The 19529-nt window shown below is 63.4% G+C and carries 19 protein-coding genes; 10 read left to right on the forward strand and 9 right to left on the reverse strand.

Annotated elements, in window-relative coordinates; genetic code table 11:
* The 4 genes from PI87_RS08575 (at position 1) to PI87_RS08585 (ending at position 2799) form a co-directional block, all read left to right on the forward strand.
* The gene (locus PI87_RS08575) at positions 1–1539 is read left to right on the forward strand and encodes an efflux transporter outer membrane subunit (protein WP_039597284.1); all 1539 of its coding nucleotides are present in this window, start codon (positions 1–3) and stop codon (positions 1537–1539) included.
* Between the two features lie 191 nt (positions 1540–1730).
* Positions 1731–1943: a 30S ribosomal protein S21 gene (gene rpsU / locus PI87_RS08580; protein WP_003262970.1), complete on the forward strand. Its 213-nt coding sequence runs from the start codon at positions 1731–1733 to the stop codon at positions 1941–1943.
* A 421-nt stretch (positions 1944–2364) separates the two neighbouring features.
* Positions 2365–2526 (forward strand): hypothetical protein, encoded by a 162-nt coding sequence (locus PI87_RS29415; RefSeq protein WP_198139532.1) that lies wholly within the window; start codon positions 2365–2367, stop codon positions 2524–2526.
* A 21-nt stretch (positions 2527–2547) separates the two neighbouring features.
* Positions 2548–2799 (forward strand): hypothetical protein, encoded by a 252-nt coding sequence (locus PI87_RS08585; RefSeq protein ID WP_039597285.1) that lies wholly within the window; start codon positions 2548–2550, stop codon positions 2797–2799.
* A gap of 19 nt (positions 2800–2818) precedes the next feature.
* Here PI87_RS08585 and PI87_RS08590 read toward each other — a convergent pair whose 3' ends face one another.
* Genes PI87_RS08590 through PI87_RS08605 form a run of 4 tightly spaced genes read right to left on the reverse strand, consistent with a single transcriptional unit; the run spans position 2819 to position 5683 of the window.
* Positions 2819–3706, reverse strand: a complete 888-nt coding sequence (locus PI87_RS08590) for a metallophosphoesterase (protein WP_232313961.1) — start codon at positions 3704–3706, stop codon at positions 2819–2821.
* Positions 3679–4077, reverse strand: coding sequence for an NUDIX hydrolase (locus tag PI87_RS08595; RefSeq protein WP_039597287.1), 399 nt, complete (start codon positions 4075–4077; stop codon positions 3679–3681). The genes PI87_RS08590 and PI87_RS08595 overlap by 28 nt, the downstream gene beginning before the upstream one ends.
* A 39-nt stretch (positions 4078–4116) precedes the next feature.
* The gene (locus tag PI87_RS08600) at positions 4117–4743 is read right to left on the reverse strand and encodes a hypothetical protein (protein ID WP_039597288.1); all 627 of its coding nucleotides are present in this window, start codon (positions 4741–4743) and stop codon (positions 4117–4119) included.
* Positions 4744–4774: 31 nt separating this feature from the next.
* Positions 4775–5683 carry a LysR family transcriptional regulator gene (locus PI87_RS08605; protein ID WP_039597289.1) on the reverse strand — a complete coding sequence of 303 codons (909 nt, stop codon included), beginning with the start codon at positions 5681–5683 and terminating at the stop codon, positions 4775–4777.
* A gap of 130 nt (positions 5684–5813) precedes the next feature.
* On the opposite strand from PI87_RS08605, the gene PI87_RS08610 reads away from it, so the two are divergent.
* On the forward strand, positions 5814–6833 hold the full coding sequence (locus PI87_RS08610) for a zinc-dependent alcohol dehydrogenase family protein (RefSeq protein ID WP_039597290.1): 1020 nt from the start codon (positions 5814–5816) through the stop codon (positions 6831–6833).
* 46 nt (positions 6834–6879) lie between these two features.
* On the opposite strand, the gene mnmE is transcribed toward PI87_RS08610, so the two are convergent.
* Positions 6880–8325, reverse strand: a complete 1446-nt coding sequence (mnmE, locus tag PI87_RS08615) for a tRNA uridine-5-carboxymethylaminomethyl(34) synthesis GTPase MnmE (RefSeq protein ID WP_039597291.1) — start codon at positions 8323–8325, stop codon at positions 6880–6882.
* 59 nt (positions 8326–8384) lie between these two features.
* Between mnmE and PI87_RS08620 the strand changes: the two genes are divergently transcribed.
* Positions 8385–8783: a VOC family protein gene (locus tag PI87_RS08620; RefSeq protein WP_039597292.1), complete on the forward strand. Its 399-nt coding sequence runs from the start codon at positions 8385–8387 to the stop codon at positions 8781–8783.
* A gap of 67 nt (positions 8784–8850) precedes the next feature.
* Here PI87_RS08620 and yidC read toward each other — a convergent pair whose 3' ends face one another.
* The 4 genes from yidC to rpmH form a co-directional block, all read right to left on the reverse strand.
* Positions 8851–10509, reverse strand: a complete 1659-nt coding sequence (yidC, locus tag PI87_RS08625; RefSeq protein ID WP_039597293.1) for a membrane protein insertase YidC — start codon at positions 10507–10509, stop codon at positions 8851–8853.
* 6 nt (positions 10510–10515) lie between these two features.
* Positions 10516–10830 (reverse strand): membrane protein insertion efficiency factor YidD, encoded by a 315-nt coding sequence (gene yidD, locus PI87_RS08630; protein WP_039597294.1) that lies wholly within the window; start codon positions 10828–10830, stop codon positions 10516–10518.
* Positions 10827–11267 carry a ribonuclease P protein component gene (gene rnpA, locus PI87_RS08635; RefSeq protein WP_039597387.1) on the reverse strand — a complete coding sequence of 147 codons (441 nt, stop codon included), beginning with the start codon at positions 11265–11267 and terminating at the stop codon, positions 10827–10829. The genes yidD and rnpA overlap by 4 nt, the downstream gene beginning before the upstream one ends.
* A 61-nt stretch (positions 11268–11328) precedes the next feature.
* On the reverse strand, positions 11329–11463 hold the full coding sequence (rpmH, locus tag PI87_RS08640) for a 50S ribosomal protein L34 (RefSeq protein ID WP_003262958.1): 135 nt from the start codon (positions 11461–11463) through the stop codon (positions 11329–11331).
* Between the two features lie 610 nt (positions 11464–12073).
* Here rpmH and dnaA point away from each other — a divergent pair.
* The 4 genes from dnaA (at position 12074) to PI87_RS08660 (ending at position 19508) form a co-directional block, all read left to right on the forward strand.
* On the forward strand, positions 12074–13672 hold the full coding sequence (dnaA, locus tag PI87_RS08645) for a chromosomal replication initiator protein DnaA (protein ID WP_039597295.1): 1599 nt from the start codon (positions 12074–12076) through the stop codon (positions 13670–13672).
* Positions 13673–13927: 255 nt separating this feature from the next.
* The gene (dnaN, locus tag PI87_RS08650; RefSeq protein ID WP_039597296.1) at positions 13928–15043 is read left to right on the forward strand and encodes a DNA polymerase III subunit beta; all 1116 of its coding nucleotides are present in this window, start codon (positions 13928–13930) and stop codon (positions 15041–15043) included.
* Positions 15044–15192: 149 nt separating this feature from the next.
* On the forward strand, positions 15193–17721 hold the full coding sequence (gyrB, locus tag PI87_RS08655; protein ID WP_039597297.1) for a DNA topoisomerase (ATP-hydrolyzing) subunit B: 2529 nt from the start codon (positions 15193–15195) through the stop codon (positions 17719–17721).
* A gap of 248 nt (positions 17722–17969) precedes the next feature.
* Positions 17970–19508, forward strand: a complete 1539-nt coding sequence (locus PI87_RS08660; RefSeq protein ID WP_039597298.1) for a type I restriction-modification system subunit M — start codon at positions 17970–17972, stop codon at positions 19506–19508.
* Positions 19509–19529 lie beyond the last annotated feature (21 nt).

The following is a 19529-nucleotide window of genomic DNA, read 5'->3' on the forward strand; positions in this document are numbered from 1 at the left end:
ATGCAGAAAACGATGACCTTTCGAACCCCTGCGCTGTTGCCGGCGTTCCTGCTTGCTGCCGGCGTGCTGTCCGGCTGCTCGCTGGCGCCGACCTACGAGCGCCCGGATGCTCCGGTAACGAGCACCTACCCGCAGGCACCGGCCGGCTATGCCGTGCCGGCTGACAGCGCGAAGCCGGGCGAGAACGCCCCGCGTGCCACCGACCTCGGCTGGCGCGAGTTCTTCCCCGACGCGCGCCTGCAGAAGCTGATCGGCATGTCGCTCGAGAACAACCGCGACCTGCGCATCGCCGTGCTCAATATCGAGGCGGCACGTGCGCAGTACCGTCTGCAAGTCGCTGAGCTGCTGCCGCCGGTCAACGCCTCGGCCGTGTACACGCGCAGCCTGACGCCGCAGTCGATCTCGCAGACCGGCGCGGATGTCGTCACCAAGCAGTATCAGCTCGGTGTCGGCATCAGCAACTACCAGGTCAACCTGTTCAGCGTGGGCGACGTGACGAAATCCGCGCGCGCCAGCTACCTGGCCACCGCGGAAGGCCAGCGCGCCGCGCAGATCAGCCTGATCTCGCAGGTGGCCAAGGCCTACCTGAACGAGCGTGCCTATGCCGAGCAGCTTGAGCTGGCCCAGCAGACCCTGAAGGGCCGCGAGGACTACTACAAGCTCGCCAAGCAGCGCTTTGACGTGGGCGCCTCGTCGTTGCTGGACCTGCGCCAGACCGAGACGCTGGTGGAATCGGCCCGCGTGGCCGTGGCGCAGCTCACGCGCCAGTACGCCCAGGCAACCAACGCCCTGGTGCTGCTGGTGGGTGCGCCGCTGCCGGCCGATCTGCCTGCCCCGACCACCGTGTCGTCGGAGAAGATCGTTGCTGACATCCCGCCGGGTCTGCCGTCGGAGCTGCTGGAGCAACGCCCGGACATCCGCCAGGCCGAGCAGAAGCTGATTGCCGCCAATGCCAACATCGGCATCGCGCGTGCGGCGTTCTTCCCGAGCATCGGGCTGACGTCCAACGTGGGCACGGCCAGCGGCGCGCTGCATGACCTGTTCAAGAGCGGGACGGGGCTGTGGTCGTTCGTACCGAACCTCACGCTGCCGATCTTCGACTGGGGCACGCGCGTCTTCCAATTGGACTCCACCAAGGCCAACCAGAAGATCGCCGTCGCCACCTACGAGAAGACCATCCAGACCGCGTTCCAGGAAGTGTCTGACGCCCTCGTGGCGCGCGGCACGCTGGAAGAGCAGGTGGCCGCGCAGAAGCGCTTCCGTGATGCCACGGCCGAGCGTCTGACGCTGTCTGACCAGCGCTACCGCAACGGCGTGTCGAGCTTCCTCGACGTGCTCGATGCGCAACGCGACCTGTTCAGCGCTGACCAGACCCTGGTGCAGACGCGCCTGGCCCGCCTGACCAACGCCATCGATCTGTACACGGCATTGGGTGGCGGCCTGCAGGAAAGCAGCACCGTTGCGGCCGCCAAGCAGGCGCAGCCGACGGCGGCACCAGGTGTAGCGCCCGCCACGCCGGACATGACGCCGGCCCGCTGATCCGTCAGCACACACCGTCCGCCGTCGCCTCCACGCGACGGCGGATGGCGTAAAAGTGGTTGATTCGGCACCTAAGTGGCACGTGAAACCTGTGCTTGCAACGGTAAACCAATTCAACTACACTGCACGCCCTCTGGGCGGTATATAATCCGCTGTTTCGCCGTCCACCCGAATACTGAGCAAGGGACCCGATGACCACCATCCGTCTGAAAGAAAACGAGCCGGTCGAAGTTGCACTGCGCCGCTTCCGCCGTGAAATCGAGCGCACTGGCCTGATCAAGGAACTGCGCGCCCGCACCGCTTACGAAAAGCCGACGACCGAGCGCAAGCGCAAGAAGGCTGCTGCTGTGTCGCGTACGCGTAAACGCCTGCGCTCGCAAATGCTGCCGAAGAAGCTCTACTAAGATCGCGTAGTTGTTCCGGTAGCACCAACTGGGTGCTGCCGTTGGCGGTGTGAAGTCGATCGACCTCCGTCCCGCCGAGCTTGGTTTGTCGCGCTTCATGCGTACCCCGGAAGCCCTTTCCGGATACAGCCAACGCTCCGCTCCTCGATACAGAAGCTAGCAAGATGCGGTTGATGGCCTACGTGCCGTTCTCCGCCGCTTCGGCGCGCCCATGTGCGCCCTCTCTGTAGCAAACGACCTCCGCCAGCGGTGATTGACCGGCTGGCTGTTGGCGTTTGTTGCCCGGAATTTGTCCGGCGCATTCCGCGCATCGCCATAGATGCGAATTTTGCGCGGCGCCCTCGTCTCTTTACGACTTTTTGACGGGCACAGCCATACGCTACAGGTATCCCAGACTGCAGACGCAAAGCGTCTTCCGATCATGAACCTGATGAGCCATTGGCTGCTCGGCGCGGGCGCCCTGCTGGCCATCCTCGCCCTGTTTGCCATCGAGTACATTGGAGTGGAACGCGCGGCGCGCCGCAATGCCGAGGCCGAAGCACACCTGCCCAAGCCCCCGAGCGAAGACGCGTCCGTTCTCTGAACGCCATGTCTCGAGGCCACCATGCCCACTGATTCCAACGACTACTGGTTCCCCGCCAAGCGTTACGGCTGGGGCTGGGGTCTGCCGTCGCGCTGGCAGGGCTGGGTGGTGTTCGCCATCTACGCCGTCCTGTTGGCGGCGGGCATCGTCGGGCTGCCGCCCGCCCGCTCGCAGACCGTCTTCATGTTGTATGTGCTGGGCGTGACGCTGCTGCTTCTGCTGGTGTGCTGGTGGAAGGGCGAGCCGCCGCGTTGGCGTTGGGGTGGGGATTGACCTACACAGGCGGTAGCGTTCAGCCCGCCGCGTGAACGGTATAGAGATGCACCTCAGAGGGCGAGAACAGCCGGATTGGCAGATCACTCATGCCGATACCGCGGCTGGTCACCAACTGCCCGCCTTCGGCCAGCTGAAAGTAGCCACTGGCAAAGCGCCGGTCACCGGAGCCTGATGGCAGCACGATTGGGCGCCCATCCGGACGCGCGATCTGGCCGCCGTGGGTATGGCCGCAGAACGCAAGATCGAACGGATGGGCGCGCACGTGCCGCAAGCCCAGCGGTGAATGCATCAGCAAGAGCCTGCGCGCGCCAGCACCGCTGAATGTGCGGGCCGGGTCAGGGTGCCCGACACCGGGTTCATCGAGCCCACACACATAGAGTTCGTCATAGGGCGGTGGCAGGCGCACGGCTTCGTTGACGAGCATTCGGACGTCTGCCGCTTCAAGCTGTGCGCGGATGAACGCGTCATCCACCCAAAGATCGTGATTGCCGAACACGCCGAATTTGCCCGACGGTGCAGGTAATTCGCGCAGGCGCGCAGCCAGCCCGGTGACATGCCGGTGATGCAGCGAAACGAAATCACCGCCCAGCAGGATCACGTGCGGCGCGAACGCCGCGATCGCTCGCTGCATGGCATCCAACAGGCGGGGATCGGTCAATGGCCCTGCATGGAAGTCTGAAGCGAAAGCCACTCTGAGCGGCTCGGCGGGCGGGGCATTCAACGGTATCGACACATCGCGGCGATCAACATGCAATCGGCCTTGAAGGCCAAGTGCGTGCGCGGTGCGAGCCGCCCAGCCATTGGCGTAGAAGAGCGCTTCGGCAGTTTCGCCGGCGCGTCGCCACCACGTGTAGTACCGGCCTCGACCCATGCTTGCTAACCCGGTTGCGCCGAGACCTTGCACGCTGCCGCAATCGACGCGCAATACCCGCCAGGCAAATTCGCCGGCAACGCATCCGGCGCAAACAGCCCGAGACGCTTGTGCTCGTGGCTCACCGTCGGCGCAAACGCGCCCACCAGCGTGCAGCCATACGTGGCAATGAACACATGCTTGCCCGGTATGACTTCGAACAGATACGTGTCGATCGGCGCACCGACCTCCACGCGCAGGTTCAACTCTTCTGCAATCTCGCGCGCCAGGCATTCGGTAGACGATTCGCCCAGCTCGATACGGCCGCCTGGCAACTCCCATTCTTCGCGCTCGTTGAGCAGCAGGACGACCTCGCCCGTGGGCGCGCGCAGCACGCCTTTGACGGAGACGGGATAGGTGGACATGGAACTCATGGCGAGATTGGCGATTGGCGATTGCGTCGGTTACGGCCCATCCGCCACATTGGCGGTGCCGCTGGACGTGCCCAAATGCAGTTCCTGGTCGAAGGCGCGGTTCACGTCGCAGTATTGTGCGCGTGCGGGCTGCGACTTCTGCCAGCGGAACGACAGCTTCGGATGGCCCGGCGTGCCTTCGGTGTTCTCCGTCAGCACGTAGTAGTCGAAATGTACGTTGGCATCGGCTGCGTAGCTGGCGCCGGTGTCGCGGTTGGCGAGGATGAGCACGGCGGGCTTGCCGCCTTGCGCGAGCAAGAGCCGGAAGTCGTGGAGCAGGCAATCTGCGCCGCCGCTGGTCGTGACGTGCAACTGCTCTTGTTCGCCACTACCGCTACCCTCACTGCGGCGGAATACCGGGACGAGGCTCCAGGGCTGTGCGCGACCTGCCGCGCCGTCGCGCACAAAGAAGGTGACCACATCGAAACTGTGCGCGTTGAAGTTCTCGCGCCACGCACGCACGGCGATGGCGTCGTAGCCACGCAGCTTCAGCGCGTTGACGCCGTTGCGTATGGGCATCGGCGTGTAGCCCGCTTGTGCGGCGGCAAGGCCCGAGACGCCGAGCAACGCCAGGCCCAGTACGACGCTGTTGTTCAGGTAGTTGCGGACCTTGCGCACCGGTCTCTCCGTTGGTGAATGGGTTTGGCTCTCAGGCTTGGGTCAGCAGGCGAGGCACTTCATCGACGAGGGCATCGATGGCCGTGCGTACTTTGAGCGGCATGTGCCGGGTCTTCAGCCACAGCACGTTGATCTCCGTATCGAGCACGCCCTCATGGCCCATGACCATCGTGAGGTGGCCAGCGTTCAAGTATGACGGAATGAGCCAGCAGGGCAGCCATGCCAGGCCGGTACCCGCCACTGCGGCGTCCGCGATGCAGAGCAGGTCGTCCAGGCGCAGGCGTGATGCGGGCTGATAGGTTTGCATCTCACCATCCGGCCCGGGAAGGCGCCAAGGCGTGTGGTGCGCACCGCGGGCGTAGACGATGCAGGTATGCGCATCCAGATCGCGTAGCGTCGTCGGGCGGCCATGCTTTTCGAGATAGGCAGGCGACGCGCAGAGCGCCATCCGGTTGAAGCCCAACTGGCGGCTGACCAGCGTGGCGTGGTTTGGCAGCGGGCCCATGCGCACGGCAATGTCGAAGCGGTCTTCCACCAAGTCCGCCATGCGGTCACTGAACGCGATCTCGACTTCCAGCAGCGGGTGACGCTCGATCAAACCACGCATGACTGGCGCAACGCAGTGCCTGCCGAACAGCACGGGCACGGTCATCCGCAACCGGCCGGTTGGCTCGCGCCGGCTGGCGAGCAAGGCGGCTTCGGTGTCGCTCAGCTCGGTCAGCACGCGCTTGCATTGCTCGTAGTACAGCGCGCCTTCGCCGGTCAGGTTCAGGCTGCGCGTCGTTCGCTGCAGCAGTCGCGTGTTCAGGCGCTGCTCCAGCCGCGCGATGACCTTGGCCACTGCCGAGCGCGTGACGCCAAGCTGCGCCGCCGCCGCCGCAAAGCTGCCCGACTCGACCACGTTCACAAATTCGGCCACGCCGCTGAGCCGATCGTCCATCCAAACCTGCTCCGTTTCAGTTGATTTAATGGCGCCTGATGGGCGACGGTGAGTCTACCAAATGGAGTCAATGTGTCTCATGTGGAAACAATAAGATCGGTGCTTCATTGCTTAGCAACGAGGAATTCACATGAAAGCATGGCAAGTCAGGCCGGGACACGGCATCGCGGGGCTGCAGCAGATCGACATGGACGTGCGCGAGCCAGGCCCCACCGAGGTGCTCGTGGGCATGCGGGCGGCATCGCTGAACTACCGCGACTGGATGGCCGCGCGCGGCGACTACCCGGGCATCGATGGCACACCGCGTGTTCCGCTGAGCGATGGCGCGGGCGAGGTGATCGCCGTGGGGCAGCGCGTCACGCGCTTCAAGCCAGGGGATCGCGTGATCAACACCTATTTCCCGAACTGGATCGACGGCGAGATTGCGCATTGGAAAATTGCCGAATCGCCCGGCGCTACGTTCGACGGTGTGCTGGCCGAGCAGTTTGTCGCCGAAGAGGCCACGCTGACGGCAATCCCGGCGCACCTGAGCTTCGAGGAGGCGTCCACGATCTCCTGCGCGGGCATCACGGCCTGGAACGCGTTGTTTGCGAATACCGTGGTCAAGCCGGGCGCGACGGCGTTGCTGCTGGGCACGGGTGGGGTCTCGATCTGGGCGCTGCAGTTGGCGAAGGCAGCGGGGCTGCGCACCATCATCACCTCATCAAGCGATGAGAAGCTCGCGCGCGCACGGCAGCTTGGCGCCGATGCAACCATCAACTACCGGGCCGTGCCCGAGTGGCAGCACGAGGTCCTGCGGTTGACCGGTGGAGCCGGCGCCGACGTGGTGGTGGAGGTGGGCGGATACGACACGATGGCGCGCTCGATTGCCGCCACCCGGCTGGGCGGCGTCGTCTCCATCACGGGCTTGCTGAGCGGCTTTGCGGGCGTGGATTTCGGGCTGCGCAGCCTGTTCGATGTGGCCAAGCATCTGCACGGCGTGATCGTCGGCAGCCGCACGGTGCTCGACGAGGTGGTCCGGCTGGTTGACGTGCAGCAGATCCGCCCAGTGGTCGATCGTGTCTTCAGCTTTGATGATGCGCCGGCTGCGTATGACTATCTGCAGTCGGGGCGGCACTTCGGCAAGGTGGTGGTTCGGGTTGGGGCGTGAGGGGGATTCTCTAAGCGGGCGGCCGTGCGTTTCCTCGGGCCGTTCGCTACTTCCCGATACAAAACCGGCTGAAGATCACCCCCAGCAAATCATCACTGGAAAACGCCCCCGTGATGCTGTTCAACGCCTCCTGTGCCAACCGCAGCTCTTCGGCAAACAGATCGAGCGATTGCGCTTGCTGATCGGCATGCTCGGCCGCCAGGGCCAGGTTTTCCTTGGCCGCGCGCAAGGCGGCGAGATGGCGCTCACGTGCCAGGTACAGCCCCTCGCCACCGCCCTGCCAGCCGGCAATCTCCAGCAGCGCCGTGCGTAGTAGTTCAACGCCCACGCCATCGCGTGCTGAGAGCCAGACCTCGGGCGGCTCGGCGTCCACGCGGCCAGCAACGGCCACGCCCGTCAGGTCGATCTTGTTGACGACGCGCAGCGTCGGCACGCCGGTGGGTACGTGCTCGGCGATGCGGGTGTCGATGGCGGCGTCTTCGGTGGAGAGGCCGTTGGCGCGATAGTCCGCCGCGTCCAGCAGGTGCAGCACCACGTCTGCACGCGCGATGGCGGCCCAGGTGCGTTCGATGCCGATGCGCTCGACTTCGTCTTCCGTATCGCGCAGGCCTGCCGTGTCGACAATGTTCAGCGGGATGCCTTCAATCTGAATGGTCTGTTGCACCTTGTCGCGCGTGGTGCCGGCGATGGGGGTGACGATGGCCAGCTCCGCGCCGGCCAGCGCGTTGAGCAGCGACGATTTACCGACGTTCGGCTGCCCGGCCAGCACCACGTGCAGGCCCTCGCGCAGCAGCGCACCCTGCCGTGCCTGCGCCAGCACGCCGTCCAGCGCTGAGCGAATGCCGGCAAGCTGGCCACGCGCATCCGAGGCTTCCAGAAAATCGATTTCTTCTTCGGGGAAATCCAGCGTCGCTTCCACCAGCATGCGCAGATGGATCACGCGCTCGACCAGCGCATGCACCGCCTGCGAGAACGCGCCATCGAGCGAACGCGCCGCCGAGCGTGCAGCAGCTTCCGTGCTGGCTTCGATCAGGTCGGCGACGGCTTCGGCCTGCGCCAGGTCCATCTTGTCGTTAAGGAACGCGCGGCGCGTGAACTCGCCGGGCTCGGCTACGCGCAGGCCGATCTCGCGGCCGGCGGCCAGGCAGCGCTGCAGCAGCAGTTGCATCACGACCGGGCCGCCGTGGCCCTGCAGTTCGAGCACGTCTTCACCGGTGTACGAATGCGGCGCCGGAAACCACAGCGCAATGCCGCGGTCGATGGCGCTGCCGTCGGCGTCGAGGAACGGCAGGTAGGTTGCCTGGCGCGGCGTCAGCAACCGGCCGCACACGGCCTGCATGACAGCGCGCACGTCGGGCCCCGACACACGTACTACGCCGATGCCGCCTCGCCCGGGCGCGGTGGCAATCGCCGCAATGGGAATGGTGCGAATGGGCGCGCGTGACGCGTCGGAAGCGTTTGGCAAGGTCGTGGGGTGGTCAGCGGCAGTCATGGGCGGTATTGTGCGGCAGCCGCGCGGTTGCGCGCCAGTTTCCAACCAAGGAGATTCAGATGATCGATCACACCGGCGTCGTCGTCAGCGACTTCGAGGCCAGCAAGCGGTTCTATCAGCTGGCGTTGGGCGCCATCGGTATGAGCAAGCTGATGGAGTTTTCGGCTTCGATCACGGGACACACCGATGTGGCTGGTTTCGGCCCGCCTGCCAAGCCGGAATTCTGGATTTCCGCCGCGCTGGATGGCCAAACGCCGAACCGGCCGCCGGTGCATGTCGCATTCCGGGTCGAGACGCGCGCCGAGGTGGATGCGTTCTACGCAGCGGCCATCGAAGCCGGCGGTCAGGACAACGGTAAGCCCGGCCTGCGCCAGCACTATCACCCAACCTACTACGGCGCTTTTGTGCGTGACCCGGACGGCCACAACATCGAGGCGGTCTGCCACGTACCCGAATAAGGCCGGCGATCGAGCCGCATGAAAAAAGGGCACCCGAAGGTGCCCTTTTTGCTGAAGCGCGTTCGCCTTACTTGGCGGGCGCGGCCTTCTTGTTGGTGCCGAGCATGCGGTTGATCGACCATTGCTGTGCGATCGACAGGCAGTTGTTCACCACCCAGTACAGCACCAGGCCGGCCGGGAAGAAGAAGAACATTACCGAGAACGCGATCGGCATGAACATCATCACCTTGGCCTGCACCGGGTCCGGCGGGGTCGGGTTCAGCTTGGTCTGCACGAACATCGACACGGCCATCAACACCGGCAGGATGTAGAACGGGTCCGGTGCGGACAGATCGTGCACCCAGCCCAGCCACGGCGCACCGCGCATTTCCACCGACGACAGCAGCGCCCAGTACAACGCCATGAACACCGGAATCTGGATCACGATCGGCAGACAGCCGCCGAGCGGGTTGACCTTCTCGGTGCGGTACAGGGTCATCATCTCCTGGTTCATCTTCTGCGGATCGCCCTTGTGGCGTTCGCGGATGGCCGTCATGCGCGGCTGCAGGTCCTTCATCTTGGCCATCGAACGGTAGCTCGTGGCCGACAGCGGGAAGAACACCAGCTTGATCAGCACCGTAAGCGCGATGATCGACCAGCCCCAGTTGCCCAGCAGCGCGTGGATCTTCTCGAGCAGCCAGAACAGCGGCTTGGCGACGATCGTCAGCCAGCCATAGTCCTTCACCAGATCCAAGCCCGGGGTGATGGCTTCCAGCATGCGCGCTTCTTGCGGGCCGGCGAACAGGCGTGCCGTGGCCGACACGCTGGCGCCCGGCGCTACCGTGCCCAGCGGCTCCTGAATGCCGATGCGGTAGAAGTTGGTGTCGACGCGGTCGACGTAGTACTCGCGCTTGACGTTCTCAGCCGGAATCCAGGCCGAGGCAAAGTAGTGCTGCACCATTGCCACCCAGCCGCTATCGGTCGGGGTGGGCACGTGTGCCTTGCCCTTGTCGATGTCGGAGAAGGTGATCTTGTGGAACTTGTCACCATCGGTGTACACGGCCGGGCCGGTGAACGTGCTGTAGAAGCGCGATTGCTCCACAGCACCGCCGTCGCGGGCCAGTTCCATGTACAGCGTCGGGTTGATCGGCGCCGTGCCGTCGTTGGTCACGTCAAAGCGCGTGTCGATCACGTAGCTGCCGCGCTTGAAGACGTACGTCTTGGCGAGCTTGGCACCGCCCTTGTCGGCCGTCAGCGTGATGGAGACGTCGTTGCCGGTGCCCAGATCACGCGGGCCGGCCGATGCCGCAAACACCGTCGTGTGGTTCGGGAAATCGCCGCCGATGATGCCCGAACGCGCCAGGTAGGTGCGCTCGATGCTGCGGTCGAACAGCACCATCGGGTTGCCGTCGTGGTCCTTCTGCGTGAGCAGTTCAAGCTTGGTGACGATGGCGCCGGCCGTATCGATCGTGGCACGCACCAAGTCGGTCGTGATGACGATCTTTTCCGAAGCCGGTGCCTGCGAGGCGGCGCCCGTTGCCGGAGCGGCCTGCGACCCTGCGGCTGCCGTTGCGGCGGCGCTCTTCGGCACATCGCCTGCAGGCGTGCTGCCCGGTGCGGCAGTCGTTGCCGTCTGCGGCGTCGGGAAGAACATCGACTGGTGGCCATTCGCGCGTTGCCAGTTGTCGAACAGCAGGACAACCGCCAGCGAGAAGATCACCCAGAGAATGGTGCGTTTGATATCCATGTCGGATTACGGTCTGGGAAGGTGAATCGACGGCCGCACAGCCTGAGCGTCGGCTGCGGTCGCGTCGGTCGATGCGGAATCGGTGGAGCGGGGCACAGCGTCGCCAGCGGCGGGCGGCACAGGATCATACCCGCCTTGTGCGAACGGATGGCAGCGGCATAGACGTTTTGCCGCAAGATAACTGCCGTAGCCCGGCCCATGCGTGATGACGGCATCGCGCGCGTAGTCGGAACAAGTCGGCAGGAAGCGGCATTGCGCGCCCACGAAGGGGCTGAACGCCACTTTATAGATGCGCAGCAGAAACAACAGCACGCGCGTCATGGCGTGCCTCCGGCTGCAGCGGGTGCGGAAACCGTAGGAGCGGGTGCCGAGGGTGCTGGAGGTGCCGGCAGCGGACGCGTGGCAATCTCAAAGAGATGTGACAGCTCTTCGCGGCAGATGCGCTTGAAGGCGGCCACGGTGGGCACGTCCTGGCGCGGAAACTTAGCGTGCAGACGGATCAGCACGTCGCGGCCGCCCAGAGACGGCTGCCGCAGGCGAAACAGCTCGCGGCACTGGCGCTTGATGAGGTTGCGCTCGACGGCGCGCTTGGCAAATTTCTTGCCGATCACGACGCCCAGGCGCGCCTGGGGGTGTCCGTTGGCGCGCACATACAGCACAAAGTGACGACTACGCCGGACGGGCCGCAAAGCAAAAACGGATGAGAACTCATCCGTTTTCGTCAGCCTTGCGGCTTTGGGGTAGGCGTGCGGGCCCATCGCCAGCGTGCCGCGAAAGCCATGGGTAACGGCCATGAGCCGCCACCCGGGCGCGGCAACCTTAGATGGCCAGGCGCTTACGGCCCTTGGCGCGGCGTGCGTTCAGCACGGCACGGCCACCACGGGTCTTCATGCGGACACGGAAACCGTGGGTGCGCTTGCGACGGGTAACGGAAGGTTGGTAGGTACGCTTCATGATGCACTCTCTTGTTAATTGGTGGTGCGGACGCTGCCGCACGCGCCGGGCCTAGGGTCGCCCCGCAAAGCCTGGTGTCGATTCATTAGGAGAAATCGCCCACGCAGACCGCCGTGCGCTGTGTTGTTCACGGGCACCGACGGTATCGGGCCTTAGCCGGATCAGGCGCGCTGGACGAATCCGGCGCCGCGTCTGACGCGAACAAGCGTGCGCTCCCCTGCCGCGCATCGCAGAACCCGCCATTTAAACGATGTTTGCCGAATCTGTCAAGCCTGACGGATTGGGGATAACGTGCGTCCGGCGCCGGAAATCCACCCCGCTACGAGTTGTCCCCAGCGCCTTGTGCGGCTTGGGTCATTTCGATGAAACCCTTGCTGGTATTGGGTTTGTGGGTAGGTGTCAAAATCAGTTGTCCACTGCTACTCACAGCAGGTCCACAGGTTATCCACAGACTTATCCTTTGTGGATAACTTTCGGGCGGGGGTACAATCCCGTTCCAATAACGAATGCCACCCGGTTTCTGGCCCGCGCCAGAGGCCCGGCGGCCGGCCCACCCGGGGACGTCGTCGATGACGCGTGTGTGGCGCCGGTCAAACACCAAACGATAACGATGCAGGATTTCTGGCATGCGGCATCCGCTCAACTCGAGAGTGAGCTGACGCCGCAACAATTCAAGACGTGGATCAAGCCGCTCACGCCGCTGTCGTTCGACGAGCAGGCGTGCACGCTGCGGATTGCCGCGCCCAACCGTTTCAAGCTGGACTGGGTCAAGAGCCAGTTCTCGGGCCGCATCCAGTCGCTCGCATGCGACTACTGGGAGATGCAGGTCGACGTGCAGTTCGTGCTTGATCCGACCGCCGGCCAGCGCGCCGTCCAGCAGCCGGCATTTGCCCCGGCGCCGATGCAGTCGATGGTTGGCCAAGCGGTTCAGCCCGCGCAGGCGATGCCGGTGGCAGGCAGCATGGCGCACAACCCGGCCGCCGTGCGCCCAGCACCAGCGATGTACCGCGAGACCGCGCTCGCCACGGCCAGCCATGGGGTGGGTCACACTGCGGCCGATATCGACGTGCCCGTGATGGACGCCGCTGAAGTCAGCGCGCAGTCGTACCGCATGCCGCCGGCTGCACCCGCCGTGGTTGCGACGCTGGCTGCGCCGCCGCAGGCGCCGGTGGATGACACCGTGCACGAGCGCTCGCGCCTGAACCAGATCCTCACGTTCGACAACTTCGTCACCGGTAAGGCCAACCAGCTGGCGCGCGCCGCGGCCATCCAGGTCGCCAACAACCCGGGCAAGTCGTACAACCCGCTGTACCTGTACGGCGGCGTGGGTCTGGGTAAGACGCACTTGATCCATGCCATCGGCAACTTCATGCTGATGGAGAACCCGCGCGCCCGCATTCGCTACATCCATGCAGAACAGTACGTTTCTGATGTAGTGAAGGCTTACCAACGCAAGGCGTTTGATGATTTCAAGCGCTACTACCACTCGCTCGATCTGCTGCTGATCGATGACATCCAGTTCTTCTCGGGCAAGAACCGCACGCAGGAAGAATTCTTCTACGCGTTCGAGGCGCTGATCGCCAACCGCGCGCAGGTCATCATCACCAGCGATACGTATCCGAAGGAGATCACGGGTATTGATGACCGCCTGATCTCGCGTTTCGATTCCGGCCTGACGGTGGCCATCGAGCCGCCCGAACTGGAAATGCGCGTTGCGATTCTGATGAAGAAGGCGCAGGCCGAGAACGTGACCGTGCCGGAAGAGGTGGCCTTTTTCGTGGCCAAGCACTTGCGCTCGAACGTGCGTGAGTTGGAAGGCGCGCTGCGCAAGATCCTGGCGTACTCGAACTTCCACGGCAAAGAGATCACGATCGAGGTCACGCGCGAGGCGCTGAAGGACCTGCTGACGGTGCAGAACCGCCAGATCTCGGTGGAAAACATCCAGAAGACCTGCGCGGATTTCTACAACATCAAGGTCGCGGACATGTACTCCAAGAAGCGGCCGGCCAACATCGCGCGCCCGCGCCAGATCGCCATGTATCTGGCCAAGGAGCTGACGCAGAAGAGCCTGCCGGAGATTGGCGAATTGTTTGGTGGGCGCGATCACACCACCGTGCTGCACGCCGTGCGCAAGATCGCCGATGAGCGTACCAAGGACGCCCAGCTCAATCACGAGTTGCACGTGCTGGAGCAAACACTCAAGGGTTGACCGCCAAGGCGCATGGCAGCGCCATCTGCAAAGAATTTGCCGTATGCAAACGCCCGCTCGAACGCGGGCGTCTTTTCATGCACAATAGACATATTTGCCGCGCGCGCGACGCTATCCAGCGCCCCCTTCTTTGCGGTATAATTTGTGATTAACCCCTTGATTTTCAACAACTTTGGGGTTAATCGCGAATGCTCCTGCAGGCACTTGCCATGAGGGGCGCGCGCGGTGTCACCTCAAACTGCAAGGATCGCCTTCATGCAATTGGTCAAAACCTCGCGAGACAACCTGCTGCGTCCGCTGCAAATCGTGAGCGGCATCGTGGAACGCCGTCACACGCTGCCCATCCTGGCCAATCTGCTCATTACGAAGAAGGGTGAACGGGTTTCCTTCCTGTCCACCGACATCGAAATCCAGATCACCACGCACGCCGATTGCGGCGCCGGCGCCGGCGATATCGCCACCACTGTGGCCGCCCGCAAGCTGGTCGACATCCTGCGTGCAATGCCCGACGGCGAAGTCGCCCTCACGCTCAACGACAAGCGCATGACGGTGCAATCCGGCAAGAGCCGCTTTGCGCTGCAGACGCTGGCCGCCGAAGAGTTCCCGACCGTCGCGGAAGCAACCGATTTCGGTGCCCGCATCACCGTGCCGCAGAAGACGCTCAAGCACCTGCTGGCGATGGTGCACTTTGCGATGGCCCAGCAAGACATCCGCTACTACCTCAACGGCATGCTGCTGGTGGTGGATGGCAAGCAAGTCATGGCTGTCGCCACCGACGGCCACCGCCTGGCCTACTGCGGCGTGGAAACGGGCGAGCAACCGGCAGGCGCCGGCGGCCGTCACGAAGTCATCATCCCGCGCAAGACGATTCTCGAGCTGCAACGCCTGCTGGAAGACGTGGATGATCCCGTCTCGGTGCAACTGGCGTCGAACCAGGTCAAGTTCAGCTTCGGCAACATCGAGCTGATCTCCAAGCTGGTCGAAGGCAAGTTCCCGGATTTCCAGCGCGTGATCCCGAAGGGTTACCGCAACAGCTTCACGATCGACCGCACGTTCCTGCAAAGCGCACTGCAACGTACGGCCATCCTGACCACCGACAAGTTCAAGGGCGTGCGCTGCATGCTCGACACCAACGTCCTGAAGATCAGCTCCACCAACGCTGACCAGGAAGAAGCGCAGGAAGAACTCGAAATCGATTACCAGGGCGATGCGCTGGATATCGGCTTCAACGTCACCTACCTGCTGGACGTGCTGGCCAACCTCAAGGCCGAAAAGGTGCAGGTGAGCCTGGGCGACTCCAACTCGAGCGCGCTCATCACCCTGCCCGACGACGACACCTTCAAGTACGTCGTCATGCCGATGCGCATTTGACGAGGCTTTTTCCAAAGCCGCTCGAACAAAACATCGAGAGCAAGACGAGGGGCTGGATCGGAAAGATCCGCCCCTTCGCCGTTTTTAAGCAACCCCGCTGTGTGCGCTGAGACAACCATTTCCGTGCCCATGGCTGCGAGCAGAACGACATGACCGAAGAGCAGAAACCGCAATCCACCCCCGCCGAGGCCCACAGCTATGACGCCGCCTCGATCCAGATCCTGGAAGGCCTGGAGGCGGTACGCAAGCGGCCGGGCATGTACATCGGCGACACGTCGGATGGCACCGGCCTGCACCACCTCGTGTTCGAGGTGCTGGACAACTCCATTGATGAGGCGCTGGCCGGGCATTGCACCGAGATCCAGGTCACCATCCACACGGACAACTCCATCTCCGTGATCGACAACGGCCGCGGCATCCCGACCGGCATCAAGTTTGACGACAAGCACGAGCCCAAGCGCAGCGCGACCGAAATCGCGATGACCGAGCTGCACGCCGGTGGCAAGTTCAACCAGAACAGCTACAAGGTGTCGGGCGGCCTGCACGGCGTGGGTGTGTCGTGCGTGAACGGTCTGTCGAAGTGGATGAAGGTGACGATCCGCCAGGGTGGCAAGGTGCACCAGATCGAGTTTGCGCAGGGCATTCCGCAAAACCGCCTGATCGAAACGGTGGCAGCACCGGACGGCAAGATGGTGGAGGTGTCTCCGCTGCGCGTATCGGGCACCACCGACAAGCGCGGCACCGAAGTGCACTTCCTGGCCGACGAAACGATCTTCACCAACGTCGAGTACCACTACGAGATCCTCTCCAAGCGCATTCGCGAGCTCTCGTTCCTGAACAACGGCGTGCACATCAAGCTGACCGACCAGCGCACCGGCAAGGAAGAAGACTTCGCCTTCTCGGGCGGCGTGAAGGGCTTTGTTGAGTACATCAACAAGAACAAGACCGTGCTGCACCCGACCGTCTTCAGCGCCAGCGGCGAGAAAGACGGCGTGGCCGTGGATGTGTCGATGCAGTGGAACGACGGCTACAACGAGCAGGTGCTCTGCTTCACCAACAACATCCCGCAGCGCGACGGCGGCACCCACCTCACGGGCCTGCGCGCCGCGATGACGCGCGTCATCAACAAGTACATCACCGACAACGAGATCGCCAAGAAGGCCAAGGTGGAAACCTCGGGCGACGACATGCGCGAAGGCCTGACCTGCGTGCTGTCGGTGAAGGTGCCGGAGCCCAAGTTCAGCTCGCAGACCAAGGACAAGCTCGTCTCGTCGGAAGTGCGCTTGCCGGTGGAAGAAGTCGTGGCCAAGGCGCTGGGTGATTTCCTGCTGGAAACCCCCGGCGACGCCAAGATCATCTGCGGCAAGATCGTCGAAGCCGCCCGCGCGCGTGAAGCCGCCCGCAAGGCCCGCGAAATGACGCGCCGCAAGGGCGTACTCGACGGCATGGGCCTGCCCGGCAAGCTGGCCGACTGCCAGGAGAAAGACCCCGCGCTGTCTGAACTCTTCATCGTCGAGGGTGACTCCGCAGGCGGCTCTGCCAAGCAAGGCCGCGACCGCAAGTTCCAGGCAATCCTGCCACTCAAGGGCAAGATCCTGAACGTCGAGCGCGCGCGCTTTGACAAGATGCTCTCCAGCCAGGAAGTGCTTACGCTCATCACCGCCATGGGCACCGGCATTGGCAAAGACGACTACAACCTCGACAAGCTGCGCTACCACCGCATCATCATCATGACCGATGCTGACGTGGACGGCTCGCACATCCGCACGCTGCTGCTCACGTTCTTCTACCGCCAGATGCCCGAGATTGTGGAGCGCGGCCACGTGTACATCGCCCAGCCGCCGCTCTACAAGATCAAGCACGGCAAGGAAGAGCGCTACATCAAAGACGACGTTGAGATGGCCGCCTACCTCGTGCGCCAGGCGCTGGACACCGCCGTGCTGGTGCGTGCCGATGGCACCGAGATTGCCGGCGACGCCCTGGCCGAACTCGCACGCCAGTACCAGTTCAGCCGCGGCGTGATCGAGCGCCTATCGCGCGTGATTGACGCCGACGCCCTGCGCGCCATTGCCGAAGGCGTGGCCCTGGACCTCAGCAACGAAGCCGCCGCAGAAGCATCTGCCCGCACCCTCAAGGCCCGCCTGCTGGAAATGCAAGGCAACGCCAGCAGCGCCAACGGCGGCGCCACGGCAGACGCCTTCATGCAGTACGACGAGAAGAGCGAGAAGTACCGCGTGATGGTCGTGCGCCGCCAGCACGGCAACGCACGCATCAGCCACATCGACGCCGACTTTGTGGCTGGCTCTGACTACACCGCCCTGTCGAGCACCGCCCAGACCTTCCAGGGTCTGATTGGCGACGGCGCCAAGGTACGCCGCGGCACCGGCGACAAGCAGCGTGAAGCCAACGTGACCGACTTCCACGCCGCCATGACGTGGCTGCTGGCCGAAGCCGAGCGCGGCGTGAGCCGCCAGCGCTACAAGGGCCTGGGCGAAATGAACCCCGAGCAGCTGTGGGAAACCACCATGGACGTCACCCAGCGCCGCCTGCTCAAGGTGCAGATTGACGACGCCATTGCGGCGGACCAGATCTTTACGACGCTGATGGGCGATGACGTGGAACCGCGCCGGAACTTCATTGAGAGCAATGCGTTGGTGGCGCGGAATATTGATGTTTGAGTTCTAGTGTAGATAGCCTCATAACCTGAGAAAAATGGACCCATAAGTTGAGAAACTTATGGGTCCATTTTTATTGATAGTGTGCGTGCATGGTAATTCGTCGTCAGGCCGCCGCACTTTCCCGAATTCTTGTGAGCACGTCCACATCTGCGTCACTGCGCAAACACGCGCAAGTGGTATGACCATACGCGGTCCCGTCTGGGATAATGCTCCGAGCCCAACGACAACCATTTCAGCATCGGAAATTCATGCTTACCGGCGAGCTCAAGAACCAAATCGACGCCATCTGGAACGCTTTCTGGTCTGGCGGCATCTCCAACCCGATGGAGGTGCTGGAACAAATCACCTATCTGTTGTTCATCCGCCGGCTCGACGACGCACACACGCTGGAAGAGAGCAAGGCGGCCATTCTTCGGCAGCCCATGGCCAACCGCATCTTTCCGGAGAGGCAAGACCCGAAGGGCCGAGACTACAACGACCTACGCTGGTCGCGCTTCAAGCACTTCGCCCCGGCTGAAATGCATACCGTGGTGGCCGAGCACGTTTTTCCTTTCCTGCGCACGCTGGGGGGCGATGGTTCCACATACGCCCACCATATGAAGGATGCTCGTTACACCATCCCCACGACGGGCCTGCTGGCCAAAGTGGTGGACATGCTCGATGCGGTGCCGATGGAGGACCGCGATACCAAGGGAGACTTGTACGAATACCTGCTCAGCAAAATAGCCGCAGCCGGCCAGAACGGACAGTTCCGCACCCCGCGCCACATCATCAAGCTGATGGTCGAGCTCACTGCGCCCACGGCTATGGACGTGATTTGCGACCCGGCCAGCGGTACCTGTGGCTTTCTGGTGGCAGCCGGCGAATACTTGCGCGAGCAATACCCCGAACTATTCAATGACCCGGTCGCCCGCGAGCACTTCCACCATGGGTTGTTCCACGGCTACGACTTCGATAACACCATGCTGCGCATTGGCAGCATGAATCTGGCGCTACATGGTGTCGATAACCCGGACATCCGCTATAAGGATTCGCTCAGCGAAGAGCATGCGGGAGACGAAGAAAAGTACAGCCTCATCCTAGCGAATCCTCCCTTTGCGGGCAGCCTCGACTACGAGAACACCGCCAAGGACCTGCTGAGTATCGTCAAGACCAAGAAGACCGAGCTTCTGTTCCTTGCGCTGTTCCTGCGGCTCTTGAAACCCGGTGGCCGCGCCGCTGTTATCGTGCCTGATGGCGTGCTGTTCGGCTCCAGCAAGGCGCACAAGGAACTGCGTCGCGTGCTGGTGGAAGACCAGAAGCTCGATGCCGTAATCTCACTTCCATCGGGAGCTTTTAAGCCCTATGCGGGCGTTTCCACCGCTATCCTGCTGTTCACCAAGACCAATTCGGGTGGCACCGAGCATGTTTGGTTCTATGACATGCAGGCCGACGGCTGGAGCTTGGACGATAAACGCCAGCCGCTGCTTTCCGATGACAAGCTCGGCGTGCGCCCGACCGTGGCGCTAAGCGAGGTTGAACACACCAAGAACAACCTGCCCGACGTGCTTGCCCGCTGGGCCGAACGCGATGGCAGTGAACGTCAGCGTGCGCGCACCGAGCAGAGCTTCTGCGTGCGCAAGGCCGACATTGCTGAGCAGGGCTACGACCTTTCCATCAACCGCTACAAGGAAGTGGTGCACGAGGTGGTCGAGCATGAGCATCCGCTTGAGCTTCTGACAAAGCTCAAACAATTGGAAGATGAGATTCGGACGGGGATGCTGGAGCTTGAGGGGATGCTGAAGTGAGCAGATACCCTCGCGTACCTC

This window comes from Ralstonia sp. A12 (assembly GCF_000801955.1).
Taxonomy (GTDB): Bacteria; Pseudomonadota; Gammaproteobacteria; order Burkholderiales; family Burkholderiaceae; genus Ralstonia.

Excerpts from the sequence above, each read along its gene's own strand:
- mnmE (WP_039597291.1), bottom strand. The coding sequence starts at position 8,325 with ATGACTGCCGCTGACCACCCCACGACCTTGCCAAACGCTTCCGACGCG.
- dnaA (WP_039597295.1), top strand. The coding sequence starts at position 12,074 with ATGCAGGATTTCTGGCATGCGGCATCCGCTCAACTCGAGAGTGAGCTG.
- PI87_RS08585 (WP_039597285.1), top strand. The coding sequence starts at position 2,548 with ATGCCCACTGATTCCAACGACTACTGGTTCCCCGCCAAGCGTTACGGC.
- gyrB (WP_039597297.1), top strand. The coding sequence starts at position 15,193 with ATGACCGAAGAGCAGAAACCGCAATCCACCCCCGCCGAGGCCCACAGC.
- PI87_RS08605 (WP_039597289.1), bottom strand. The coding sequence starts at position 5,683 with ATGGACGATCGGCTCAGCGGCGTGGCCGAATTTGTGAACGTGGTCGAG.
- yidC (WP_039597293.1), bottom strand. The coding sequence starts at position 10,509 with ATGGATATCAAACGCACCATTCTCTGGGTGATCTTCTCGCTGGCGGTT.
- yidD (WP_039597294.1), bottom strand. The coding sequence starts at position 10,830 with ATGACGCGCGTGCTGTTGTTTCTGCTGCGCATCTATAAAGTGGCGTTC.
- PI87_RS08610 (WP_039597290.1), top strand. The coding sequence starts at position 5,814 with ATGAAAGCATGGCAAGTCAGGCCGGGACACGGCATCGCGGGGCTGCAG.
- PI87_RS08620 (WP_039597292.1), top strand. The coding sequence starts at position 8,385 with ATGATCGATCACACCGGCGTCGTCGTCAGCGACTTCGAGGCCAGCAAG.
- PI87_RS08595 (WP_039597287.1), bottom strand. The coding sequence starts at position 4,077 with ATGTCCACCTATCCCGTCTCCGTCAAAGGCGTGCTGCGCGCGCCCACG.
- PI87_RS08660 (WP_039597298.1), top strand. The coding sequence starts at position 17,970 with ATGCTTACCGGCGAGCTCAAGAACCAAATCGACGCCATCTGGAACGCT.
- rpmH (WP_003262958.1), bottom strand. The coding sequence starts at position 11,463 with ATGAAGCGTACCTACCAACCTTCCGTTACCCGTCGCAAGCGCACCCAC.
- PI87_RS08575 (WP_039597284.1), top strand. The coding sequence starts at position 1 with ATGCAGAAAACGATGACCTTTCGAACCCCTGCGCTGTTGCCGGCGTTC.
- PI87_RS29415 (WP_198139532.1), top strand. The coding sequence starts at position 2,365 with ATGAACCTGATGAGCCATTGGCTGCTCGGCGCGGGCGCCCTGCTGGCC.
- rpsU (WP_003262970.1), top strand. The coding sequence starts at position 1,731 with ATGACCACCATCCGTCTGAAAGAAAACGAGCCGGTCGAAGTTGCACTG.
- rnpA (WP_039597387.1), bottom strand. The coding sequence starts at position 11,267 with ATGGGCCCGCACGCCTACCCCAAAGCCGCAAGGCTGACGAAAACGGAT.
- dnaN (WP_039597296.1), top strand. The coding sequence starts at position 13,928 with ATGCAATTGGTCAAAACCTCGCGAGACAACCTGCTGCGTCCGCTGCAA.